Source organism: Desulforhopalus glucosivorans (assembly GCF_054397165.1).
Genome location: NZ_AP044854.1, coordinates 4,462,433 through 4,486,940, shown reverse-complemented (window position 1 = coordinate 4,486,940; position 24,508 = coordinate 4,462,433). Strand labels below are relative to the sequence as shown.

Sequence of the window (24,508 nt, the reverse complement as noted above, 5' to 3'; positions counted from 1 at the left end):
ACTACTGATTTGACCAGTCGTTCCCCTCAAACTCACTGTGATCCGGTTTTGGTGGTTTTTCCTCAAAAAGACGCTGCTCCAGCCATTTTTTGATCTGTTGTACTTCTGATTTAACCTGAGCAAGTGCCTTTCCTCTGTGACTCACCCTGTTTTTTTCATCCATGGATAGTTCAGCAAAGGTCTTATCAAACTCTTCAAAGTAGAAAACCGGGTCATAACCAAATCCGTTATCCCCTCTTCTCTCATCGATAATGACACCCTCACACTTACCCTCATAGGTAAGCGCCGGACCAGATGGGACAGCGATGGAAAGAACGCATTGAAATTGAGCCTTCCTGTTTTCGACACCTTTTAATTCAGAGAGGAGTTTAGTAACATTTTTTTCATCGGTGGCATCTTCGCCAGAATACCTTGCTGAATATACTCCAGGAGCACCATTTAAAGCCTCGACGACAAGACCTGAGTCATCGGCTATTGTTGGTAAACCAAGAATTTTTGCAGTCTGCCAAGCTTTCTTGTAGGCATTGTCATCAAAGGTTTGACCATCCTCAATTACCTCCGGGATGGGTCCAAAATCAGCAAGTGAACGTATTTCAATATCGAGATCTTTTAATATCTCTTTGAATTCTTTTAGTTTGTTTTGATTTGTTGTGGCTATTACGAGCATTGTTAACATCGGCTCTTTCCTTTCAATTTTTATTTGGTTTGCTTTTTACGAAGACTCTTATCATACCGTTCCTGCTCGCTGTAAATACAACCACAGTAGGGTTGACGATACATTTCTTTTTCTATGGATTGATCAATTCCCTGTTGCCAGCCTGTTCTGAAATCTTCATAGATAAAAGAGAGTGAATATTTATCAGCAATATCGTTACACTGTTGTTTTATGATCCCATGATTTTGATACCTGCTGTAGAGAAGAGTGGTCGTAAATCCATCAAAACCGTTTTCAGCTGCATATTCAGCGGTTTTTTCAAGACGCATTTCATAGCAGATAGGACATCTGGTTTTCTCTTTGAAAACCACTTGCTGGAGAAATTCAGTAAGCCCATACTTCTCATCTGCCACCAAAGGGAAGTTTTCCGCCGTTGAGAATTCTTTTAAGGTATCAAGGCGGCGTTTAAACTCTTTGAATGGATGTATGTTCGGATTGTGGTAGTAAGCCGTTACATCATGGTTCTGAGCTTTAAGCACCGTAAGTGGATATATGGTGCATGGACCGCAGCAGGAGTGGAGTAGTATTTTCACGTTACCTACATCAAATGATTAAATCTTATAATTTTTTGGATCTATGTTGTACTGATGAATCTTATAATTAATTATTCTAAGGCTGGTATCGAGATCCTTGGCCGTTTTTGTCTGGTTGCCGTTGTTACGCTTTAGGCCTTCAATAATGAGTTCTTTCTCAAAATTTTCAACTGATACAGATAGAGAATAGGGATTTTCCCGTTGAGAAGATTCAGCGATCTGAAGAGTTGGTGGAAGGTGGATGCCTTTTATGCTATCTCCATCACAAATAATAACAGCGCGTTCCATACAGTTCTGTAACTCTCGAACATTACCAGGCCAATGGTATTGAATGAGCATATCAATGGCAGAGGTAGAAATACGGCGAATTTTTTTATTATTTTCAGCAGCATACTTTTCTAAAAAGAATTCAGCTATTAGAAGAATATCGGTTCGTCGTTTTCTAAGGGACGGCATATACACAGGAAAAACATTGAGCCGATAGTAGAGATCCTCACGGAACGATTTATCAGCAACAGCACTTTCAAGATCTCTGTTAGTCGCTGCCACTAAACGAACATCGCATTTAAGTTGTTTTGTGGAGCCGAGGCGTTGAAATGTTCTCTCCTGGACCACATTAAGAAGTTTTACCTGGACTGAATTACTTATTTCTCCTATTTCATCAAGAAACAGGGTTCCACCCTCCGCCTGCTCGAAGCGACCAATTTTTCTATCGGTGGCACCCGTAAATGCACCCTTTTCGTGGCCAAATAACTCACTTTCAAGAAGAGTTTCAGGTAGTGCAGAACAGTTAACAACAATAAAAGGGTTATCTTTACGTTTGCCATTGTAATGAAGAGCCTTTGCAACAAGGGTCTTTCCGGTGCCGGATTCTCCTCGTAAGAGAACGGTGGCGTTTGAATCGACAACCCTGTGGATCATTTCGTAAACATCCTGCATTCGAGACGAATTACCAATGATGTCATTAATCCTGTTTTTCTCTGAAAGTTCTCTTTTTAGTTTCAGATTTTCTGTAAACAGTTCCTCGGTCTCTCGGTTAACCTTTTGAATACGAACTACAGTCTGGGCAATGATGGAGGAGAGTACAGTGAGATATTGTAGATCTGTATTTGCCTGTTCCCCTATTCCGTCCTTATAAAATCGATCTGTAGACAAGGCACCAATAACATTGTAGCCATCTTTAACCGGTACACAGAGAAAGGATCTCTTCTGTTCTGAGACGTTTCCTCTGGCCCTGGTTCTATTTAAGAATAGGGGTTCTTCTGATATTTGAGGAACGATGATCGGTTCACCAGTAGATACAACCCGACCAGTAATTCCTTCACCTATTTTGTATTTACCTCTTTTTCTTCCTTCAGCGGTTAATCCGTGGGCAACCTCTATCTCTAACTTACCTGTAACTGGGTTCACAATTGTTACGGTACCATTTTCCATTCCCTTCATTTCAGAAAGAATCTGCATAGCTTTTTCCAGGCAGTCTCTTAATTCAAGAGAAGAAGCGAGTTGTTTGGTAATTTCGTAGAGTGCAGTGAGGTCTTCTAACTGCCTTGATATATCTGTATGAACAGTCATTGTATGACAATATATGGTAAAGATTATTGAATTTATTCATTTCATACATAGTATAACAGGGGTACCCTTCTTTTTCGAACCTTTATTACAAAAATGTTTAATATTCATCAAAATTCATTTTTTCAAAATGATATCATTGACAGATTATTTAACTAGTGGTAAAAGGTCCTGCACGGAGGAATGGCCGAGTGGTTGAAGGCGGCGGTCTTGAAAACCGTTGTACGAAAGTACCGTGGGTTCGAATCCTACTTCCTCCGCCAATTATATATTACGGAGAGGTGACCGAGAGGCCGATGGTGCTCGCCTGCTAAGCGAGTGTGGGGGTTAGACTCCACCGAGAGTTCGAATCTCTCCCTCTCCGCCATATAGATTTAAGAAAGGACCTGTAAGCGATAACGCTTACAGGTCCTTTTTTATTTTATCACTATTTTTGTACCTTCCTCCTGATAGCCTATCGTACAATACAGATAGCGTAGACTCCGAGAAACTGAGTTGAGGTATCTTCTTTCTTTTGTGTTATTCATAATGTGCTTATACTGTTTATCCTCTTTGTATCAACACAATTTCCCTTACTGTAATTTTACGAATCTGATATTTGTCCGTTATGGGTATTCATAATTTCTTGGATCGGATATCTGACTATTAATTGACGACATAATACCTGATTGTCAGCCCATCCAAAGTTTGCAATTTGAATAAAAAAAAGGCCCTTGAGCAAATAGCTCAAGGGCCTTTTTAGTAATGTAAAGGGATGTTTTTAATATCCCCAGAGCAGACTTTCCTTAATCCACCCTTTCAAGCCAGATTCGTGTTCAACATAGATCCATCCAGATTTACGCTCCAATGTTTTGAAAACTACACCATACTGCGCTTTTCCTACAATGGCTTTAGAGGTACTTGGCCCCTTTCTAATATTGATTTTACCGTTACTATTCCTGTTAACCTTCACGACTACATGAGGGCTATAGTGGAGAAGTGATTTGTGAATCCATCCCGTATCTTTTTCAAAATCTCTAACCTTCACCCAGTTTCCCTGTTTTTTTATAACCGTAACCGGGTATCCATTGCCATACTCCCAGAGAATGGAATACTTCGTTCCTGGTCCTTTTCTAAGATTTATTTTATCACCTTTTATACTCGTCATTTCTGCAGATACACTCGTTGCGACTATTAAAAAGGTACATAGGGAAAAAACTACAAGTAATGATTTTAACTTATTGAAATTATTGTACATATGACTTAAACCATTTAAAATATTTTATTAATCACCGAGTAGCATAGCAGTAACGCGGTCAAGATCATCCAGGGAGTAATATTCAATTTCAATTTTACCCCTGGTACCATTCTGTGCAATTGCAACTTTAGAGTTAAGGCGGTTAGTCAATTGAGTTGTAAGAGCCTTAGTATATGATTGTGGAATTCCTTCTGCAACCTTTTGCTGGTTGCCCTTAGTCTGTTGAGAAGGTGAAGCTGCAGTTTTTTTAATGAGCTTTTCGGTCTGTCTTACTGATAGACCATTTTTAATTATGATCTCACGGACTTCCATCATTTTCATTGGATCATCAATAAGCTTTATTAACGCTCGTGCGTGTCCTTCAGATAAAAGGCCTTGTACAACATCGTCTTGGAACTGCTGTGGTAGTTTTAAAAGACGCAGAAGGTTTGTGACAGTCGAACGTTTCTTGCCTACCCGCTGAGCTGTCTGCTCCTGTGTATAGCCAAATCTGTCGATGAGTTTTCGATACGCTTCGGCCTCTTCTATAGGGTTGAGGTCGGTGCGCTGAACATTCTCAATGAGTGCAAGTTCCAAAAGGGAGTCATCATCCTCAACATCCATAACAACAACAGGAACAACTTCAAGTCCTGCAAGTTTTGAAGCGCGGAGGCGTCTTTCTCCTGCTATTAATTCGTATGCCCCATCATCACCCGACTTTATAATAAGAGGTTGTATAACGCCCTTCTCTTTGATCGAATTGGAAAGTTCTTGCAGATCCTCTTCTTTAAAGTGGGTCCGTGGCTGAAATTTATTTGGAACAATGTCATTAATTGGACACTCGAAATATTTTTCAGTCTCTTCTCCGAATAGAACGCCGACACCTAGTCCTAATCCCGTATTTTTAACCATAGTTATTTCCTCTGTCTTTTTAAGAATTCTTTTGCCAGATTAATATAGGCTATAGCACCAGTGGAAGTCTTATCATAATCAATGATGGATTTTCCATGACTTGGACATTCACTTAGCCGTACGTTTCTTGGAATTACCGTGGTAAATAATTGATTTACAAAGTGATTTTTGATTTCAGCGGCAACCTGGTGAGTGAGTTTATTACGCTTGTCAAACATAGTTAAAACAAGACCTTCAATATATAGTGTTTTATTAAAGGTTTTCTTAACCGATCGTATAGTGCTGACGAGTTGAGCAAGACCCTCCATGGCAAAATACTCACACTGCATAGGTATAAGAACGGAATCACTTGCTGTAAGAGCATTAATAGTGAGTAATCCAAGTGAAGGCGGACAATCTATTATTATATAGTCATATTGATCAACTAAAGGTTCCAATATGAATTTTAACCGTGATTCTCTGTTTTCAACACTTATCATTTCTATCTCAGCCGCAACAAGATCAATACTGGAAGGAATGATATCTAAATTCTTAATGGTGCTTTTTAATCGTACTTCTTCTGCTGAATATCCACTGGCGTAGGCGTGATAAAGATGAACCCTCACCTTTTTCATATTAATACCGACGCCGCTGGAAGAATTCCCTTGGGGATCAGAATCTATGAGTAGTACTTTTTTACGTTTTGACGCAAGGGCTGCTGCCAGATTTATGGATGTAGTTGTTTTACCAACCCCACCTTTTTGATTTGCAACAGCTATAATTTTTGCTTTTTTATCCATAAAATCACATTCCTTTGATTGAATTTTGCTAAAAGTAAACGTTTTCGACAGAAATATCTTCAAAAAAAAGTAATCTTTGCTCCATTTTTTATTTATGGTATATATTCTAGTACTTTCTATTTAATATTTATCCAATGTTTCACGTGAAACATTGGAACAGGAGATTTTGATGAAAACTGATTTTCTTGTCATTGGTAGCGGTATAGCTGGTCTTTCTTTCGCTCTCAAGGCATCAACCCTTGGTAAGGTAATAGTAGTAACAAAAAAAGAGAAAATTGATACAGCTACAAATCTTGCCCAGGGTGGCATTGCTGCGGTATTAAATGGTGATGATAGTTTTGAAAATCATATCAATGATACTCTGGAAGCCGGCGATGGATTGTGTGATGAAGAAATTGTACGCTTTGTTATTAGTAATGGACCTGAAAGGATACAGGAACTTATAAATATTGGCGTTGATTTCGTTAAAGAAAATAATGGTGAATTGAGTCTCGCAAAAGAAGGTGGTCATTCGATGCGCCGGATAGCCCATGCATATGATCTGACAGGTAAGGAAATTGAACGAGCCCTTATCTCAAGTGTTTCTGAAAATCAAAATATAACACTGTTAGAAAATCATATGGCTGTAGATCTGATAACGTCGGATGAAACGGGAGTTTCCAGGTGTGTTGGAGCGTATATATTAAATGAGCAGGGAGAAGTTGCTATATTTGAATCTAAAATTACCACGATTTGCACTGGTGGTATTGGCAAGGTTTACCTGTATAGCACTAATCCTGATATTGCTACAGGGGATGGTGTGGCGCTTGCCCATCGTATTGGTGCTGAAACGTCAATGATGGAATTTGTACAATTCCACCCTACTTGCCTCTATCATCACCAGACAAAAAACTTTCTTATATCAGAGGCAGTTAGAGGTGAAGGTGCATTACTTCTCGATGAAAAAGGTCGTCGATTTTTAGAAGATTACGAACCTGAGAAAATGGAGTTGGCAACAAGAGATAAGGTAGCAAGAGCTATTGACTCTGAAATGAAAAAAACAGGAGCAGACTGTGTGTATCTCGATATCAGACATAAAGGAAGTGAGTTTTTAAAGAAGAGGTTCCCAACTATTTTTGAAAAATGCAAATCCATTGGTTTAGATATTTCAAAAACCCCTATACCTGTAGTACCCGCTGCACATTACTTATGTGGAGGCGTAAAAACAGATATTCATGGTAAAACCACTGTTCCAGGACTTTTTTGTTTAGGTGAATCAGCATGTACTGGTTTGCATGGTGGAAATCGATTGGCGAGTAATTCCTTACTCGAGGCTGTGGTTTTTGCAAATGCTTCATTTGAGTATTGTAAAAACAATTGGTCAGATTTAAACATTGAGTATGAAAATTCTATCGAAGAATATCACGGTCACCTGAATAGGGCAATTGACGAAGAAATCCTTATTAATCATAATTGGGATATAATTCGTAGAATTATGTGGAATTATGTTGGAATTGTGAGGAACCAATCTCGTCTCCAACTGGCTCATAAGAGAATTGTAGAAATAAAAGACGAGATTGAGGAACTAGTAAAAACCTACAAAATATCACCTAATATGTTGGAATTACGTAACATATTAAACGTAGCCTTACTAGTAATTGAAGCATCACAACGAAGGAAAAAGTCCCAGGGACTACACTATATTTTGGATGAATGAGTTAAGAGGAAAATGAATACGCGCTATAAGTAAAATTGTTTAATTGGTGCGCGTTTTTTTGAGGTCGGTGGATATTAGAAAATATCTACTGACCTTTTTTTTTAATGAGGGGCAGTTGATTACATACTGTTTGGTTTTGATCAAAAGACAATTTAAACCTAACATGCCCTACCCTGCTATAAAATCTGTGTTACAGGGAGTGGTGTAATCGGAGTTAATGAAATGGTGATATCGGGGTAAGTGATTATGAAGTTGGGCAACATTTTAACTGAAGAGTTCAATCTCTGTTTATACGGAATACTTTAAAAGTTATATGAGTAAAAAAAGAAAGGCCCTTAATTCGGAAAGAATTAAGGGCCTTTTTATATATGGCGTCCCCAACCGGATTCGAACCGGTGTTGTCGCCGTGAAAGGGCGATGTCCTGGACCTGACTAGACGATGGGGACAAAACAAATTTTCCATGGTGGGTCGTGCGCGATTCGAACGCGCGACTCTCTGATTAAAAGTCAGATACTCTACCAGCTGAGTTAACGACCCGTGGAGCGGTTTATATACAAAACTCACCGGACGGTGTCAAATAAAAAACAAGAAAATTGATGTAATGTAAAGAAGTCCAGGTTTCATATGTATGTTATTGCAGATAAACGCACTACTTATTCATAAACAACATGAATATATATCATATAATTTTAATTGCTTAGGAAACCTACTGAGAACAAAGTAATAGAAATGAGATATGTGATAGAGGGATTGTAGTAAGTGAAGGATCCGCCTTTAGCGGAAACAAGATAAAGCAGATATGACCCTGAAAATAAGAAAGGCTCTTAATTCAGTAGAATTAAGAGCCTTTTATATATGGCGTCCCCAACCGGATTCGAACCGGTGTTGTCGCCGTGAAAGGGCGATGTCCTGGACCTGACTAGACGATGGGGACAAAACAAATTTTCCATGGTGGGTCGTGCGCGATTCGAACGCGCGACTCTCTGATTAAAAGTCAGATACTCTACCAGCTGAGTTAACGACCCGTGGAGCGGTTTATATACAAAACTCACTGGACTGTGTCAATATCTTTTTATCATTATTTTCTAATTTATCACTCAAAGGTCAAACAGTCAAGGTCGACAAATTGCAAATGTGAAGTCATGTGTGCTTGATAATATATAATTTAGTTGTGGGCTAATTACAGGAGTGCTATATCAAAGGGAACTAATTTAGTATCCTACAGTTTCATTCGAATGTTACGCTTATCTGCAGTTTATGCTTATTCGAATTCTTCGCCCTTCTGTTGTTCATTATAGATGAATTTGCTGAGGATACTTATCCGGGCTCATTCGCGGATTAGCGAAGTTTGAGCTACATACCACAATAAAGTGGGGTCAGAGTGAAATAGTTCTGATCTTCATGAAGTTAAAGAATTCATTACATATATATATAATTATGGGTTTGTTAAAAGGTTCTGCTAGTTTTGTGAGATTCTCAGTTGAGGGTGAATTACCTGAAAACTTATTAGATTTTGTTGCTGATCGGGTTGTGTCGTTTGCCTTTAGAGATATTGATGATACCTACGATGAATACTCCATAGGCTGGGTATCTGTTTTAAATATGTTTGACTCGGAGTTCAAATACGCATCGTATGCAGCAGGGGACTATATAACGCTTACGCTACGCATCGATGAGCGAAAGGTTTCATCGGCAATACTTAAGAAGGTTGTTCAGAAAGAAGAAGAGCGAGTAAGACTTGAAAAAGAGTTAAAAAAACTTCCCAGGTCAATGAAGGTTGAAATTAAGGACAGAATTCGAACAGAGTTGATGAGAAAGGCTGTTCCAATTCCCACAATCTACGAATTGTGCTGGAGCCTTTCTGATGCAACCCTGATTTTCTTTAGCACTAATAAAAAGGCTCAGGCTCTGCTTGAGGATTATTTTAAAGAAACCTTTGGGCTTCTCATCAAGCAGCAGATTCCCTATATAACTGCTGAGCATCTTCTTGACGAAGAGCAGGTTGCTGTGCTGGACCGAATTAATCCTGAGATATTCATTTAATACACTGGAGAAATAAACATAACAAATACTCAGGAATTTAGACTCAGCCATCTCAATTAAAGTGGATGATCTATTACTTTGAGTATTACTTACGTAACATAAATATAAGTGACGGGTTTGCCATAATTTGTGGCATATATTATATATGGATTTAGTTGATTTAATTGCAGAAAAACGCTTTTTAGGCCAAGAGTTTTTAACTTGGCTCTGGTGGAAGAGTGAAGAAAGAGGCGGCAGTGTAGAACTTGAGGGTGAGGGTGATATCACCGTAGTTTTTGAAAAACACATTGTTCTTGAGTCAGGGGAAGGCGAGTCCAGTGAAAAAATAGTTTGTACTGGTCTCCAGGCTGAACTTCAGGAGGCTCGTACTGGTTTACAGATGGGCAAGAAGCCTGAGCAAGCAAGAATCCTCATAGGCCATGGTAATTACGAGTATAGTCTTACCCTGACGGGTGCCTTAATGGAGTTTAAGAATGTTAGACTACCAAAAACTGAGGGTACGGAGGGCGATAAGGGGGACAATCCGGAAGAGGTGGAAGGTATGATCCTTGAGCGTGTCTTTCTGCTTGAAGAAATAATCAGACTAGTCAATGGACTGTTCAAAATGTTTCTTGTACTTAGAGTATCACCTGAATGGTCAGAAGAACTGGCAAATATCCGTACCTGGATTGAAAAATCTGCAGTAATTGTGTGAGTTATCCAGCAGGATATTAAGGACAATACAATGGGATAACTATCCAATGGATAGTGTATCATTTTTAATGAGCCTCAAAATCCTTCTTTTTTACACGCCTAAGCGGCCTTGAAAAGAACGACAGGTATTTTGGTAAAAGGCACTAATATTGAGAAAATGTAGGGACATTATGGAGTTTGAAACAGTTATTGGGCTGGAAATTCACGCCCAGTTAAACACGAACACAAAGATATTCTGCGGATGCTCCACTACCTTTGGTGCTCCTCCAAACAGTCACACCTGTCCAATTTGCCTTGGGATGCCAGGAGTATTGCCTGTTCTGAATAAGGCTGTGGTTGAGTCTGCTATAAAGCTTGGTTTGGCGACTAATTCTGTCATAAACCAGTTTAACCAGTTTGCGAGAAAGAACTACTTCTACCCAGATCTGCCAAAGGGATACCAGACCTCTCAGTTTGACCTGCCTATAGTTGGGAGGGGTGCAATAGAAATTGAAGTGGATGGAGTTAAAAAGATTATAGGAATAACTCGAATTCATATGGAAGAGGATGCGGGTAAGCTTATCCATGATGAAGTTGATCCTGTGTCCCATGTTGATCTCAATAGAACAGGAACACCACTTCTTGAAATTGTTTCAGAGCCTGATATGCGTTCGCCTGAGGAAGCTGTTGCGTATCTGAAAAAGCTGCACGCAATAGTTCGATATCTAGGTATTTGTGACGGTAATATGCAGGAGGGAAGTTTTAGGTGTGACGCAAACATTTCTCTTCGGCCTGTTGGTCAGGAAGAGTTTGGTACCAGGACTGAGCTTAAAAATATGAATTCCTTTCGCCATGTACAGCACGCCCTTGAGTATGAGGTTCGCAGGCAACGGGACATGCTCCTTGACGGTGAAAAAATTATTCAGGAAACCCTGTTGTGGAATCCTGATAAACATTGCTCAGAGTCCATGCGGGGGAAGGAAGATGCCCATGATTATCGCTATTTTCCCTGTCCTGATCTGGTTCCGGTTGAAATTAGCGATGAGTGGATTGAAGAAGTACGGGAATCATTACCGGAACTGCCCGATGAAAAGAAGCTACGTTTTGAGACTGAATATAAACTCCCTGAGTATGATGCACTACTCCTCACATCGGACAGACCGGTGGCACAATACTTTGAAGATGTAGTTGCGACAGGAGTTCCCGCAAAAAAAGCTTCAAATTGGATCATGACGGAACTTTTACGTGAATTGAAGGGTGATGATATCTCTTCATGTAAAGTAAGCCCACAGCAACTATCCTCGCTTCTTATGATGGTGGAGAAGAGCACAATCAGTGGAAAGATCGCAAAGAGTGTGTTTTTTGATATGATGGAGTCTGGCAAAAGTGCTGAAACCATCGTAGAAGAGAAAAATCTGGTTCAGGTTTCTGATGAAGGCGAACTTACAGCTATGGTCGAAGAGATAATTGCGGCCAACCCCGGTCAAGCTGAGGATTTTCGTAATGGAAAAACAAAGCTCATGGGATTTTTCGTTGGGCAGTTGATGCAGAAAACCAAAGGTAAGGCTAATCCTAAAATGGCCAATGAACTCTTTATAAAGGCCTTATCATAAGAGCCTTTTGCAAAAGGCTCATATTAGATGGATAGATAGAACACGTGGACAAAAAGGAGTGGCAGAATAAGGGCGCAGGGCATAGGGGCCGTTTGCGAGACCGGTTTTTAGAAACCGGTATTGACGGTTTTAGCAATGTGGAAATCCTTGAGCTGCTCCTTTCCTTTGGAACTCCACGGAGTGATTGTAAGGAGGCTGCCAAAGCACTCTTAGTAGAGTACGGTAGTTTTTCAAAAGTATTAGATGCACCGGCAAGTTCGCTCCAAAAAGTAAAAGGTATAGGCCCTAAAAACTCATTTGCCCTCCGCTTTATTCAGGCCGTAGCAAGTCACTACCTGAAAGACAGGATCTCGGGAAAACGTTACCTGCACTCCTCCAAAGAGGTTGCTGATTATCTTGTTCACTCAATGCGAGGGCTTAAAATAGAGGTCCTTACAGTGTTGTTTCTCGATTCATCCCACGCGATTATCGACTCAGAAATTGTCTCAGAAGGTACCTTAAACGTTAACACAATCTACCCTAGAGAAATAATAAAGCGGGCCATGGATCACCATGCTGCGGCTATAATTTTAGCCCACAACCATCCCTCCGGATCACTTAAACCATCGAAGCAGGATATAAAGCTTACAAAAACTCTATTTTTACTCTGCCAATGTATGCAGATTCAGTTGCTGGATCACCTGATAATAGGGGATGGAACATTGAGTTTTGCCGATGAGAATCTTATGAGCGATATTCGTGAGCAGTGTAATAGAACCCTTGCCTCGCTCTCCTCACCGTAAAGCCATGAGTTATCTCTACCTGCATATTCCTTATTGTCGTAAAAAATGCCACTACTGCTCTTTTTCATCCTACGTAAGCACAACTGATATACAAAAAAAATATCTGGAGGCCTTGCGACAGGAACTACGGTCTATTCATGCAGCAGGTGCTACGGAGTTGTCTACACTGTTTTTTGGTGGTGGAACACCGACCTGTCTGGAGCCGACTGAACTGGTATCGCTCATAGGGTATTGTAAAGAATTGTTTGGGGTGAAAGCTGGTTGTGAGATAAGCGTGGAGGCTAATCCCGGTACAGTTGATGCATTATATTTGGAAAAACTTTTAACCGCTGGTGTCACCAGGTTATCTCTGGGGGTTCAGTCTTTTATAGAGTCTGAGCTTACAATGATAGGCCGGTTACATGATAGAAGTCAGGCTATTGAGGTCTGTACCATGGCACAAAAGGTTGGTTTTACCAATATCAATATTGATCTCATGTATGGTCTGCCAGGCCAGACAACTAAGAGTTGGAGAGAATCTCTTCAACAGGCGTTTAGTCTTTCACCACAACACCTTTCCCTGTATCAGTTAATGGTGGAAGAGGGGACCTATTTTGGTGAACTTGACGAAAAAGGTCAGCTCACCCTCCCTAAAGAAGAGGTGATCTTACAAATAGATGCGCTCACTGAAGAGATATGTAAAGATCAGGGTTTTATTAAGTACGAGACATCAAATTTTGCTCTTAAGGGGTATGAGTGCAGGCACAATATAAATTACTGGGAAAATGGAGATTATTGGGCGGCTGGAGCAGCAGCAGTGAGCTTTGTTGGAGGCGTTCGAGAAAAAAGAATCATTAACCCAATAGATTATACTAAGAAGATAATGGGGGGAGTATCTCCAATTTTTGAAAGTGAGTGTCTAGATAAAGACGCTTCGTTTCGTGAAACTGTTATCATGGGCCTTAGAATGACGCGGGGAGTGGATGTCAACGAGCTACAACGGCGATATGATCTGACCCCCCTGGTCCACTATGGAGATACTCTGGAGAAACTGTTGAACACAGGAATGGTGGAGCTGAGCGATTCTAATCTTAAGATAAGTGAAAAAGGCTGGCCACTCTCTAACCAAATAATGGCTGAACTGGTGTAATGATTTTCCGAGTTTACCTGGCTCAGTTATAAAGAAATATAATCTTCAGGCATCTCTCCCACAGCCTGGAGGCCAATAATGGAGCTATTTATATGGGCTCTGACAGCAGCACAGGACTTGTTTGGATCCCTGGAAGCTATTGCCTTAATAATATCTAAATGCTCACTGGTCGGGCTGTACTCTATTTTGTAAAAAGGATCGTAAAGAATGAGATAAATACGGGTTCGATCCATGAGCTCTTTAATGTAGCTGCACAGCACATTATTGCCGGACATTTCGGCAATTCGTCTATGGAAGCTATCATTTACAGCGTAGTATTTATCGAGATCATTTTTATCAAATGCGGTGGGCTCGGACTCTATAAGCTGGTGGAGATCGTCAATAAATTGAGTGGTACAGTTTTCTGTGGCAAGGCCTGCAGCCATACACTCGAGTTCTGCACGGACAAGAAATGTTTCCTCAATTTCCTGCTTTGTCGGGGTAATTACAAAGGCGCCCCTGTTTGGAATACTGTTGACCAGCCCTTCAGCTTCAAGCTTTTTTATAGCACTTCTGACAGGTGTTCTACTAACTCCAAGTTTCTGTGCCAGAGTGACTTCAACCAGCTGACTTCCTTGTTTAATATACCGTTTTCGGATGGCGGTTTTGAGCTTTAAGTAAACAGAGTTTTCTGAGTTTTGTCTTTTGGATTGTCCCATTCTACAAAGTCGATTGAAGTTGATACTGTAATTGAGGCAAGATCCCAATTTTACAAAAATGAAAAGCGTAACTATTTTTGTACTATACACAAAATAGGTTGACATTGCCCCTTTTAATAACGTACTAAATATGTATCCATATATTGTATACAATTAATCAGTGCAACACAAATCTACGAAAGACACTAGTCAGCAATAGATTGTGGCGTGTTGAATCTGAGCAAGGAGGGTGACATGATTAATGCAATGATAGCGGGTGTACTTCCGTATATGCCCAAAAAATTGGTTTGGATGTTCTCAAAACAATACATAGCAGGGGAGACAATAGCAGAGGCGGTAGCCAACGCCAAGAAGTTGAATGCCGAAGGTATTATGACCACCATTGATGTCCTTGGTGAGTTTATTACCACCCTTGATGAGGCTGAGGAAAACAAAAAGGAATACCTTGAGGTGATTGAGGCAGCAGAGGCCGCAGGTGTTGATGGCAATTACTCGCTCAAACCGACCTTTTTCGGCCTGTTGATAGATAAAGAGGTTGCGTATAATCATATTCGAGACGTTGTTGCCAAAGCCGCCTCCTATAATAATTTTGTCAGAATTGATATGGAGGACTCGCCCTGCACAGATATGGAAATTGATATGTACAGAAGGTTAAAGGCCGAGTTTCCAGATAATGTAGGTCTTGTGGTCCAGTCGTATCTCAAAAGAACCCACAGTGATATTGAAGCTTTAGAAGATATAAACAGTGTGGATAGTCCGGTTAATCTTCGTGTCTGTAAGGGCATCTATGTGGAACCGGAAGAAATATCCTATAAAAAATATGAGGAGATTAACGAGCACTTTATATCTGACCTGGAGTTGATGTTTCAGCAAAAGATGTATCCGGCAATTGCCAGCCACGATGTCCCTGTTATTGAAGGGGCATATCAGCTTATAAAAAAATATGATGTTCCACCAGATAAGTATGAGTTCCAGATGCTCTACGGAGTGACTCCGGCGCTTAGAAAATCTATCCTCGATAAGGGTCACAGAATGCGGGTCTATGTACCTTTTGGCAAGCAATGGTTTGGTTACAGTACAAGACGCTTGAAGGAAAATCCAAAGATGGCTGGAGTTGTCATAAAGGCCTTGTTTCATAAAGGGTAATTCCACCAATTTTCCAGCCATTACTATGGTAGTAAAGAATCAATTACAATATGAATAATAGAGGAGCAGTAGAATGAATCTTATAAATAATGGAGTTATCAATATACCGGAGCCGGTGAACGAACCTATTCTTGGGTATGCTGCCGGGAGTTCAGAGCGAGCAGCTATTAAAGCGGCACTCACAGAAATGGCTGGAAAAGAGCTTGATATTCCTCTTATTATTGCTGGAGAAGAGGTCCGAACCGGCAATCTTGGCAAGGCAGTTATGCCCCATGACCATAACCATGTTCTTGCGACCTATCATAAGGCGGGGCCTCAAGAGGTGCAGATGGCAATTGATGCAGCTGTTGATGCCCAGGCGATGTGGCAGGAGTTTCGCTGGGAAGAGCGTTGTGCTATTTTTCTTAAAGCAGCCGATCTGCTCGCTACAAAATACCGTGCGCTGATCAATGCTGGTGCAATGCTTGCTGGTGGTAAAAATGTGTTCCAGGCAGAGATTGATGCAGCTTGTGAATTTATAGATTTTCTCCGTTTTAATGTAAAATACGCCCAGGAAATCTACGAACGACAACCAGTATCATCGCCTGGCATCTGGAACTATGTGCAGCATAGACCTCTTGAGGGTTTTGTGTTCGCGGTAACCCCTTTTAATTTTACAGCCATAGCAGGAAACCTGCCCACAGCGCCTGCCATAATGGGTAACACTGTTGTCTGGAAGCCCGCATCATCACTTGTTTACACACCGTATCTGATAATGCAGATCCTGGAAGAAGCAGGTTTACCTCCCGGGGTAATCAACTTTGTACCCGGATCCGGCAGCAGTGTAGGCGATATATGTCTTGCTGATTCCAGGCTGTCTGGGGTGCATTTTACCGGTTCCACCAGAGTGTTCCAGAGCATGTGGAAGACCATTGGAAACAATATAGCAAACTATAGATCATATCCAAGAATTGTTGGGGAAACAGGCGGCAAGGATTTTGTCTTTGCCCATAACAGTGCAGAAATTAAACCCCTGGCAACAGCCCTTGTTCGAGGATCCTTTGAGTATCAGGGACAAAAGTGTTCCGCAGCGAGCAGGGCATATATTCCAAAGTCTATCTGGCCCGAGGTTGAAAAGGAGATGAGGGAACAGCTTGGTCGCGTCAAGATGGGATCCCCTGTTGATTTCACAAATTTTATGGGGGCTGTTATTGATAAAGCCGCTTTTGATTCAATCTCTGAGTACATCGATTATGCTCAAACCAGCGATGGCGGCGAAGTCATTATGGGTGGAAGGTGTGACGACAGCGTTGGCTATTTCATTGAGCCCACCGTGATACTCGCATCTGATCCGCACTTTAAAACCATGGTGGAAGAGATCTTTGGCCCTGTGCTGACTGTCTATGTTTATGAAGACGACAAGTTCGAAGAGACCCTTGCGTTGTGTGACACATCTTCTATGTACGCACTTACCGGCGCAATCTTTGGAAATGACCGTAGGGCTGTAAGTTTTGCCACCGGAAAACTGGAGCACGCTGCAGGTAACTTTTATATCAACGATAAGCCAACAGGTGCTGTCGTTGGCCAACAGCCTTTTGGTGGCGGTCGAGCCTCAGGCACCAATGATAAAGCAGGCTCCCAGGCAAATCTGATGCGCTGGGTTTCTACCCGAACTATTAAAGAAACCTTTGTACCACCTACTGATTTTGTCTATCCATTTATGGATGAAAAGTAGTAGTTAGAGCTTCCTCAGAAAAGTGGCTGTCCATTAATGTAGGGGGATTTTATACTAATAGACAAATAACCTATTAATTATAGCACGTTAATATTAGTTGCCATACTAGTAGTAACGTGCTGACATACTTTTGAGGGTCTGCTTAATTGATACGCCAAATACAGTAAGCATATCAAAATCTAACTGGTGCTTGGAGGAGGTATTTTCGAAACCTGTATATATTATCCTCTTATGATCGTTTGGATACACAGTGCCCTGAATGCAAGGAAGGTACATTTACAAGAACTTGGAATGGGGTAATGAGCTAATTGATAGGTTGATGCTGAGGTCAATACACTGTGGGGCAGGATACGAAGATCCGCTTCTGGATTTTTGAAATTTCAGGTCATCAATGTATACGTTCGTTCAAAATTGTATGGAATAGTGGAGAGAAGACGCCTTTACACGCTGAATGAATTCCTAATCACTTTGGGTCAGACAAAATCTCTTGAAAGGACGGTCTAAAGAAGATGGGTTGCTGAGAATAGATGGCTGGTAGTTACTGTTGCGTCAGTTGTTTCTCAATAAGATGATGGAGTCTTTGAGCTTTGAGGTGACCTTTGTTTGCTGCAATTATAAGCCATTCTTTTGCCTTATTATAGTCTTGTTCAACACCTAGCCCTTGAATGTAGAGCTTGCCTATGCTCAGGTGGGCGTCGTAGTAACCTTGACGTGCTGCTTGTTTGAAGCAATGAAGCGCATTGTCATAATTTTTTTCTCCCCCTTTACCGCTGGTATAGAGGAGTCCTAAGATCAGATTTGCATGACCTATGAGCTTAGCATCGCCCTTCTGTTCTGTAATAATTCGTTCATACCAGTACCTTGCCTTGTGAAAATCTGCATCTCCATCTTTGCCTGATGAGTAAATGTGTGCGACCAGATTCTGCACATTTACATCTCCGGAGTGGGCTCTTTTGAGTAGAGCCGGGTCACAGGTTTGTTTTGCATAGCCATAGCAAGCTAAACTTGCCCAAAAAAATAATGTGCAATTGAGTAAAAGTAATGTTCGCATATCTATAAAAAGGTGGAGCAGTAGAAGCCTTATTATGGCTCGAAAGTAACTTTAAAATACACTATCGACATTTTCATACTCTAGATTAAGTGTTTAGAAAATTACAGATGTATTCGCAAGAAAAATAATTAAATTTACCAGAAGTTTATAATTATGCATTGTTGAACCTCTTTTATAGGGTCGAGCAACAGCAAAATAAAAATATGTTTATAGTATTAGGCTACAAATTATAGAATATCAGGTTGTTAGTCTGCTGCGGTCCAGGTAAGGGAGGAAAGATATATTTGACAAAGTTTAGAAGAATACCGATGATTATTTAAACAGATTGAAATCACAGAGGAAAATTATGTGTGTTGGATTGTTTATTGTATTTGTGTAATTTGTCATTTACATAGGGAGTGAATAATGAACAGAACGACTGTAAAATGGTGTGTCTTTTTCATTACGGGTTTTTTATTAAGTTCAAACAATGTTTTTTCAGAAACATTGTCCGAAGCTGTTCAAGAGGTCATCTTAACGAATCCTCAAATCCGATCTCAGGCATATAATAGATTTGCAAGAGACGAAGAGGTACGGCAGGCTGGAGCTGCTAATTTACCAACACTTGATTTTATGACAGGTGTAGGTGTTCAAGATTTTCAGGAACCCGATGATGGGGACTATAATCCTGTTGAATACGGTCTGAGTCTTCGGTGGAATATTTTCAAAGGGTTTGCCACTATGAATGAAGTGGACAGACAGGAGGCAAGAGTTCGATCAGCAGCGTATGGAGTGAGAGGAGTTTCAGAAAACTTAGCTCTGCGTGCGTCAAGAGTGTATCTCAATGTTTTGAGAGCTGAAGAACTCAAAGAGTTAGCTGAGCAAAATCTCCTTATTCATCAGAGGTTGGTGGATCAGATAAATCTACGTAGTCAATCTGGTGTCGGAGCTCAGGTGGACGCTGAACAGGCACAGGGGCGCCTGGCTCTTGCCGAATCCAATGTTGTTGTAACCAACACTAATCTTCTTGACTCAAAGTCAAATTACCTCTCAGTAGTCGGTCACCTGCCTGGTAGCTTGCAAAGACCTGCTGATGTAGATGATCAAATGCCAGGTAATTTGGATGAGGCAGTGCGACGAGCAGAAGAGGAGCATCCAACATTACAGTCAGCAATTGCTGATCTTGAGGCAAGAGAAGAGCAACACGAAGTTGCAGCTAGCCCATACTACCCTACTATTGATATTGAAGTGGACCAGACCTGGGAAGAAGAGGTGGATGGTACTGAGGAGAGAGAGGAGAGCACTAGAGCAATGTTGCGACTCCGCTATAACCTTTTCAATGGTTTTGAGGATCAGGCGCGAAAGGCGGAGACATTGCAGCTTATAAGTGAGGCGCGGGAGATAAAGAATAACACCCAGCGTCAGGTTGTAGAATCCACAAGGCTCTCTTGGATGGCCTACCAGTCTGTGTTGGATAGAAAAGTATATTTGGAACAACATGCAGAGTCAACAAAGGCGACTGCAAGAACTTATACACAACAGTTTAATATAGGAAAGCGATCATTGCTCGATGTGCTTGATACTGAGGCTGAAGCGATAACTGCTCAAAAAGATGTGATTAATGCAATCTATGATGGTTTGTACTCTCAATTCAGAATTTTAAACTCCATGGGTGGTCTTGTGCACGGCTTGGGTTTGGATTGGGCGGATGGACATCAGGTCGAAGCGGATGAAGAGAAGCAGGGTTCCGAAGATGAGGGTAATTGAATAACTATATGAGTTGTGCTTGGCGTCTGATGAGTACTACCTAACTCTTATACACCTTTGTTTTATTGTTTTTCTAAAAGGTTAAAACCTCCGTATTTTAGACGGGTAGTACTTTGCTCGCAGTTGCAAGCTCTCTTTAGCCACAGCCTTCAGAAATATGATAAGAAAGATTGTTCGGAAAAAAAAATCAGCGTGGCAAACCGGTCAGGACTTTGATGTTATTGATGATCCTTTGACAGATTGCCTTGTTATCCTGTCAAAGGTTTATGGCAATCCAATTTCGCGCACGACCTTACGAGCTGGACTGCCGCTTGAAGACAACCAGTTGACAGTTAAGCTTGTACAAAGGGCTGCGAGAAGAGCTGGGTTGATGGCAAGGGTACTTAAGCGTCCTCTTGAAAAAATATCTGATCTAGAGCTTCCCTGCGTTTTACTGCTTAACAATAAAAAAGCAGTGGTTCTCAGGCACTTCACAGATGGGGGAACTAAACTCCAGCTTAACCTTCCGGAATCTGGAGAAGGAGTGAAGGTAGTCTCTGTTGTGGAGATCGCAAAAGACTACTCCGGTTATGCTATTTTTGCCCACCCTGAGCTGAAGGAGGGAGTGGGCTCAATTTCTAGAAAAATCCCCCAACGAAGAAAGTTCTTCTGGGGGGCAATCTTCTCTTCCTGGAGGATTTATAGAGACGTGCTGCTTGCATCGTTTCTGATAAATATTTTTGGGCTGGCCACCCCATTTTTTATTCTCAATGTGTATGACAGGGTTATCCCTAACAGTGCCTTTGAAACCTTGTGGGTCTTAGCAATAGGAATAGCAATTGCTTACCTCTTTTCTTTGCTTATGCAGGGCTTAAGGGGGTATTTTATTGATGAGGCTGGTAAAAGGGCTAATCTTGAAGTTTCTGCCAGAATGTTTGAAAAAGTGCTCGGGTTGAAGATGGCCTACGGGCCACAATCTACCGGGTCTTTTTCAAATAAAATATTACAATTTGAACATGTTCGAGACTTCATAACTTCGTTTTCCATAACAGCTATTGTGGACCTGCCTTTTGTGGTTTTGGCTCTGCTGGTAATTTGGTATTTGGCTGGGAATGTTGTCTTTATACATCTTACAGCTATTCTCATACTTCTTATCTACACATTAATTATTCAAAGACCCCTTAGAAAGGCGGTTGAAGAGACATATCATGCATCGGCTCGAAAGAACTCTATTCTTGTCGAAGGACTTGGTGGTCTTGAAACTTTAAAAATATTGGGTGCTGAGGGTAAAATTCAAAACACTTGGGAAGAGGCTGTGAGCTATATTTCCCACTGGTCGTCAAGAGCACGTTTTCTATCAACCTCAGTTACTCATCTTGCTGCATTTATGCAGAATTTTACCGTTGTCGCTGTTGTGGTTACAGGAGTGTATGTTATTGCTGAAGGTTTGATGTCTCAAGGAGGGTTGATAGCCATTGTTATTCTATCAAGGCAGGCTGTGGCTCCTATGGCTCAGGTCGTAAGTTTAATGACACGCTACCATAGGGCGAGAACAGCGCTTGACAGCTTGGAAGATGTAATGAACATGCCAGTTGAGCGACCTTTACATAAAAACTTTTTACACCGAACTGAATTGACAGGAGCGATAGAGTTTAAAAACGTGCATTTCACCTATCCCGGGCAAAGTCTTGCTGCTTTAAAAGATGTGAGCGTCAAGATATTATCAGGGGAAAGGGTGGGAATCATAGGGGGAATTGGTTCTGGAAAAACAACCTTTGGTAAGATGATTCTTGGTTTATACGAACCTGACGCTGGTTTGGTGGCGATAGATGACACTGATCTCAGGCAAATTGATCCATTGGAACTTCGCCGATTTATCGGTTGTGTACCTCAGGACGTAACCCTTTTTCGTGGCAGTGTGAAAGATAATATTTTGCTGGGGTGTGATATCGCCGATGATGCTGATGTATTGAGGGCAGCTAAGGTTTCAGGGCTCACTGAGTTTACCAGCAAACATGCACTTGGCTTTGATATGCAAGTAGGAGAAAGAGGGAAGTTACTTTCAGGCGGACAGCGGCAGAGTGTGGCTATTGCCAGAGCCCTTCTTCTTGATCCGCAGGTTCTCATATTCGATGAGCCAACGAGTTCCATGGATGCGAAAACAGAGTCAATATTACGCAAAAGGCTGGCTGAGACACTCAGTGAAAAAACCCTCATTGTTATAAGCCATCGTGCGTCTTTATTGAATTTAGTCGATCGAATAATTTTACTCGAGGATGGCGAAATTAGAGCAGATGGGCCACGTAAAAGTATTCTTGAGGCAATTAAAAACGGGCAGTTGAATTTTTAAATCCTTTTTGGCAGGTGGTCGTGTGACAGACAGAAACCCGGATACATCAACACAGATCTACTCCCACAATATAAAAGCTGATAAGGATCTGATTACTGATATCAGGACAACAATTCTTATTCAAACCCCAGCGGGTGGCAGGGTTATCATCTGGTCCACTTTATTCTTGCTCATAGCTCTTTTTTATTGGATGGCCGTATCAGAAATTGAAGAAGTTACTCGTGGAACGGGCAAGGTTATTCCTTCGAGGCAAATTCAAGTGATCCAAAATCTCGAGGGCGGTATACTTGCCGAAACCTATGTGAAAATAGGGGATATTGTGCAAGAAGGTCAGATGATCATGCGCCTTGATGAGACCCGTTTTTCAGCACCATTTCAGGAGTACAGATTAAATTATCTGGCGCTGCTGGCTAAAGCAGCCAGGTTACGGGCAGAAACAGAAGGTTCTGAAATTGATATCCCTCAAATGGTTAGAGATGAAAAACCTGAAATTGCTGCAAGGGAACGACAGTTGTATGTTTCCAGGCAACAAGAGCTTACCGCGACTCTCGCCATACTCAACCAGCAAATTATTCAGAGAAAACAAGAGTTACTTGAGCTTAAAGAGAAGAAAAAGGAATTTCAGCGAACCTACGTTTTTCTTAAGCAGGAAATAGATTTGACAGAGCCGCTGATAGCTCATGGGGCAGTTTCAGAAGTTGAATTGTTACGCCTTAAAAGAGAATTGAGCACTTTACAGGGGGAAATCACCTCTGCAAGTCTGGCTATCCCAAGAATAGAGTCGAAGCTCACTGAGGCATATGATATTCAGCAGGAGAATAAACTGGCATTTATCAATCTTGCAAAAAAAGAACTCAACGAAGTTGAAGTTGAGCTGGAGAGTATGGCGGCCAATGCCGGTGCAATTGAGGATAGGCTCGAACGTACAGTAATTCGTTCTCCCGTATATGGAACCGTAAAACAGGTTCTTGTTAATACCGTTGGAGGGGTTGTGCAGCCCGGTATGGATTTAATCGAGATCGTTCCTCTTGAAGATACGTTGTTGGTTGAGGCACAGATAAAACCAAGTGATATTGCTTTTCTCAGGCCAGCCCAAAGGGCTATGGTCAAGTTTACTGCATATGATTTCACTATTTATGGCGGGCTTGAAGCAGAACTGGAGCATATTAGTGCGGACTCAATAACGACTGAGTCGGGTATGAGTTTCTATGTTGTAAGAGTTCGCACAGATAAAAATTATCTCGAGGGAAAAAATGGCCCAATGCCCATTATTCCTGGGATGGTGACAACTGTAGATATCCTAACTGGGAAAAAGACCATACTCTCCTATTTACTTAAACCTATTTTGCGTGCAAAGGGTATGGCATTTCGGGAAAAGTAATATATGTCAATTTTATTGTGTAGTCATAACAGTTCAGTACTTAATCGTTGGTCCAATGCTCTGCAAGAGGATTGGACTATCGTGCGCGTCTCCTCCGTTCAAGAACTTGCAATCAGATTACGTAAGGGGGGGCATACATCTTTACTCCTCCATCGAAGTATGGTTGATGAGCAGCAGTTAAAAGAGATAACTCAAAGTGACAAAGTGAAAAAAATTTTTGTTCTTTCTGACAGGCCTGATGATGCAGAAGGCTTATTGTGTCTTCAACTGGGGTGTGTCGGTTATGCAAACACTTATCTATCACCAGACAAACTAAAAGCGGGATTGGAGGCATTAGAATCTGGGCTCATCTGGGTTGGGGCATCTCTTATGCGTAAATTGATTCGTGGGCTTCCATCCTCAGATGAGCAGCGAAAAGTTGAAGATAATAGTCAAGCCACAACAGTTCTCGACTCTCTTACACCAAGAGAATTTCAGATAGCTCGATTGGTTGCAGATGGGTTGCATAATTTAGAAATAGCTGGTGAAATAGGAGTGGCTGAAAGGACTGTTAAAGCTCACTTGAGTAAAATCTACTCTAAAACCAGCACAAAAGGGCGTTTGCAGTTAGCTCTGCTATTTGGCCGTTGATGCCCCAAAAATAATTCTGATTACAGAATATTAGGTCATTTTTCTCCCCCCCCCATATTAAAAGTTCTTCTTAATAAATATTAATTCCTAGTACTAAAGTACGATAGACACATTTTGTATAGGGTAATATCATTATAAGAAGTTAATAGAGAC

General features: G+C 41.2%; 20 protein-coding genes and 6 tRNA genes. 14 read left to right on the top strand and 12 right to left on the bottom strand.

Translation table 11 applies throughout. The features are described from left to right. Position 1: 1 nt before the first annotated feature. From ACX6CI_RS19140 to ACX6CI_RS19130, 3 genes are read right to left on the bottom strand one after another with little or no spacing between them, the layout of a single operon-like run. The gene (locus tag ACX6CI_RS19140; protein ID WP_458775260.1) at positions 2 to 676 is read right to left on the bottom strand and encodes an XTP/dITP diphosphatase; all 675 of its coding nucleotides are present in this window, start codon (positions 674 to 676) and stop codon (positions 2 to 4) included. A gap of 20 nt (positions 677 to 696) precedes the next feature. Beyond that, positions 697 to 1,248 carry an epoxyqueuosine reductase QueH gene (locus ACX6CI_RS19135; RefSeq protein ID WP_458775259.1) on the bottom strand — a complete coding sequence of 184 codons (552 nt, stop codon included), beginning with the start codon at positions 1,246 to 1,248 and terminating at the stop codon, positions 697 to 699. Positions 1,249 to 1,266: 18 nt separating this feature from the next. Next, complete coding sequence (locus ACX6CI_RS19130) at positions 1,267 to 2,820, bottom strand: sigma-54 interaction domain-containing protein (protein ID WP_458775258.1); 1,554 nt, start codon at positions 2,818 to 2,820, stop codon at positions 1,267 to 1,269. Positions 2,821 to 2,994: 174 nt separating this feature from the next. On the opposite strand from ACX6CI_RS19130, the gene ACX6CI_RS19125 reads away from it, so the two are divergent. Together ACX6CI_RS19125 and ACX6CI_RS19120 are read left to right on the top strand one after the other, a co-directional pair. After that, a tRNA-Ser gene (locus tag ACX6CI_RS19125) sits at positions 2,995 to 3,080 on the top strand. Between the two features lie 12 nt (positions 3,081 to 3,092). Then, positions 3,093 to 3,184 (top strand) — tRNA-Ser (locus tag ACX6CI_RS19120). Positions 3,185 to 3,577: 393 nt separating this feature from the next. On the opposite strand, the gene ACX6CI_RS19115 is transcribed toward ACX6CI_RS19120, so the two are convergent. From ACX6CI_RS19115 to ACX6CI_RS19105, 3 genes are read right to left on the bottom strand one after another with little or no spacing between them, the layout of a single operon-like run. Continuing rightward, positions 3,578 to 4,054: an SH3 domain-containing protein gene (locus ACX6CI_RS19115; RefSeq protein ID WP_458775257.1), complete on the bottom strand. Its 477-nt coding sequence runs from the start codon at positions 4,052 to 4,054 to the stop codon at positions 3,578 to 3,580. 27 nt (positions 4,055 to 4,081) lie between these two features. Further along, entirely contained in the window at positions 4,082 to 4,945 is an 864-nt protein-coding gene (locus tag ACX6CI_RS19110) for a ParB/RepB/Spo0J family partition protein (protein WP_458775256.1), read from the bottom strand. Between the two features lie 2 nt (positions 4,946 to 4,947). Next, complete coding sequence (locus ACX6CI_RS19105) at positions 4,948 to 5,724, bottom strand: ParA family protein (RefSeq protein WP_458775255.1); 777 nt, start codon at positions 5,722 to 5,724, stop codon at positions 4,948 to 4,950. Positions 5,725 to 5,893: 169 nt separating this feature from the next. Between ACX6CI_RS19105 and nadB the strand changes: the two genes are divergently transcribed. Continuing rightward, positions 5,894 to 7,420 (top strand): L-aspartate oxidase, encoded by a 1,527-nt coding sequence (gene nadB, locus ACX6CI_RS19100; RefSeq protein ID WP_458775254.1) that lies wholly within the window; start codon positions 5,894 to 5,896, stop codon positions 7,418 to 7,420. A gap of 369 nt (positions 7,421 to 7,789) precedes the next feature. Here nadB and ACX6CI_RS19095 read toward each other — a convergent pair. The 4 genes from ACX6CI_RS19095 to ACX6CI_RS19080 all read right to left on the bottom strand — a co-directional run bounded on the left by ACX6CI_RS19095 (position 7,790) and on the right by ACX6CI_RS19080 (position 8,446). Next, a tRNA-Glu gene (locus tag ACX6CI_RS19095) sits at positions 7,790 to 7,867 on the bottom strand. A 15-nt stretch (positions 7,868 to 7,882) separates the two neighbouring features. Beyond that, positions 7,883 to 7,958, bottom strand: a tRNA-Lys gene (locus tag ACX6CI_RS19090). A 319-nt stretch (positions 7,959 to 8,277) separates the two neighbouring features. Then, positions 8,278 to 8,355, bottom strand: a tRNA-Glu gene (locus ACX6CI_RS19085). 15 nt (positions 8,356 to 8,370) lie between these two features. After that, positions 8,371 to 8,446, bottom strand: a tRNA-Lys gene (locus ACX6CI_RS19080). Between the two features lie 412 nt (positions 8,447 to 8,858). On the opposite strand from ACX6CI_RS19080, the gene rdgC reads away from it, so the two are divergent. From rdgC to hemW, 5 genes are all read left to right on the top strand, one after another. Beyond that, a complete protein-coding gene (gene rdgC / locus ACX6CI_RS19075; protein WP_458775253.1) occupies positions 8,859 to 9,464 on the top strand; it encodes a recombination-associated protein RdgC in 606 nt (201 codons plus the stop codon). A 145-nt stretch (positions 9,465 to 9,609) separates the two neighbouring features. Continuing rightward, on the top strand, positions 9,610 to 10,158 hold the full coding sequence (locus tag ACX6CI_RS19070; RefSeq protein ID WP_458775252.1) for a hypothetical protein: 549 nt from the start codon (positions 9,610 to 9,612) through the stop codon (positions 10,156 to 10,158). A gap of 169 nt (positions 10,159 to 10,327) precedes the next feature. Beyond that, positions 10,328 to 11,749, top strand: coding sequence for an Asp-tRNA(Asn)/Glu-tRNA(Gln) amidotransferase subunit GatB (gene gatB / locus ACX6CI_RS19065; RefSeq protein WP_458775251.1), 1,422 nt, complete (start codon positions 10,328 to 10,330; stop codon positions 11,747 to 11,749). A 44-nt stretch (positions 11,750 to 11,793) separates the two neighbouring features. Then, entirely contained in the window at positions 11,794 to 12,531 is a 738-nt protein-coding gene (gene radC, locus ACX6CI_RS19060; protein ID WP_458775250.1) for a RadC family protein, read from the top strand. After that, positions 12,488 to 13,660, top strand: a complete 1,173-nt coding sequence (gene hemW / locus ACX6CI_RS19055; protein ID WP_458775249.1) for a radical SAM family heme chaperone HemW — start codon at positions 12,488 to 12,490, stop codon at positions 13,658 to 13,660. The genes radC and hemW overlap by 44 nt, the downstream gene beginning before the upstream one ends. 26 nt (positions 13,661 to 13,686) lie before the next feature. On the opposite strand, the gene ACX6CI_RS19050 is transcribed toward hemW, so the two are convergent. Further along, entirely contained in the window at positions 13,687 to 14,358 is a 672-nt protein-coding gene (locus ACX6CI_RS19050) for a GntR family transcriptional regulator (RefSeq protein ID WP_458775248.1), read from the bottom strand. Between the two features lie 234 nt (positions 14,359 to 14,592). On the opposite strand from ACX6CI_RS19050, the gene ACX6CI_RS19045 reads away from it, so the two are divergent. Both ACX6CI_RS19045 and pruA read left to right on the top strand, forming a co-directional pair. Continuing rightward, complete coding sequence (locus tag ACX6CI_RS19045) at positions 14,593 to 15,504, top strand: proline dehydrogenase family protein (protein WP_458775247.1); 912 nt, start codon at positions 14,593 to 14,595, stop codon at positions 15,502 to 15,504. A 73-nt stretch (positions 15,505 to 15,577) separates the two neighbouring features. After that, positions 15,578 to 17,218: an L-glutamate gamma-semialdehyde dehydrogenase gene (gene pruA, locus ACX6CI_RS19040; RefSeq protein WP_458775246.1), complete on the top strand. Its 1,641-nt coding sequence runs from the start codon at positions 15,578 to 15,580 to the stop codon at positions 17,216 to 17,218. Between the two features lie 538 nt (positions 17,219 to 17,756). Here pruA and ACX6CI_RS19035 read toward each other — a convergent pair. Then, a complete protein-coding gene (locus tag ACX6CI_RS19035; RefSeq protein WP_458775245.1) occupies positions 17,757 to 18,146 on the bottom strand; it encodes a tetratricopeptide repeat protein in 390 nt (129 codons plus the stop codon). A gap of 528 nt (positions 18,147 to 18,674) precedes the next feature. Here ACX6CI_RS19035 and ACX6CI_RS19030 point away from each other — a divergent pair. From ACX6CI_RS19030 to ACX6CI_RS19015, 4 genes are all read left to right on the top strand, one after another. Then, the gene (locus ACX6CI_RS19030; RefSeq protein WP_458775244.1) at positions 18,675 to 20,015 is read left to right on the top strand and encodes a TolC family outer membrane protein; all 1,341 of its coding nucleotides are present in this window, start codon (positions 18,675 to 18,677) and stop codon (positions 20,013 to 20,015) included. Positions 20,016 to 20,172: 157 nt separating this feature from the next. Then, on the top strand, positions 20,173 to 22,344 hold the full coding sequence (locus ACX6CI_RS19025; protein WP_458775243.1) for a type I secretion system permease/ATPase: 2,172 nt from the start codon (positions 20,173 to 20,175) through the stop codon (positions 22,342 to 22,344). 22 nt (positions 22,345 to 22,366) lie between these two features. After that, entirely contained in the window at positions 22,367 to 23,725 is a 1,359-nt protein-coding gene (locus ACX6CI_RS19020; RefSeq protein WP_458775242.1) for an HlyD family type I secretion periplasmic adaptor subunit, read from the top strand. A 3-nt stretch (positions 23,726 to 23,728) separates the two neighbouring features. Continuing rightward, positions 23,729 to 24,355, top strand: a complete 627-nt coding sequence (locus ACX6CI_RS19015; protein WP_458775241.1) for a response regulator transcription factor — start codon at positions 23,729 to 23,731, stop codon at positions 24,353 to 24,355. The last annotated feature ends 153 nt before the right edge of the window (positions 24,356 to 24,508 follow it).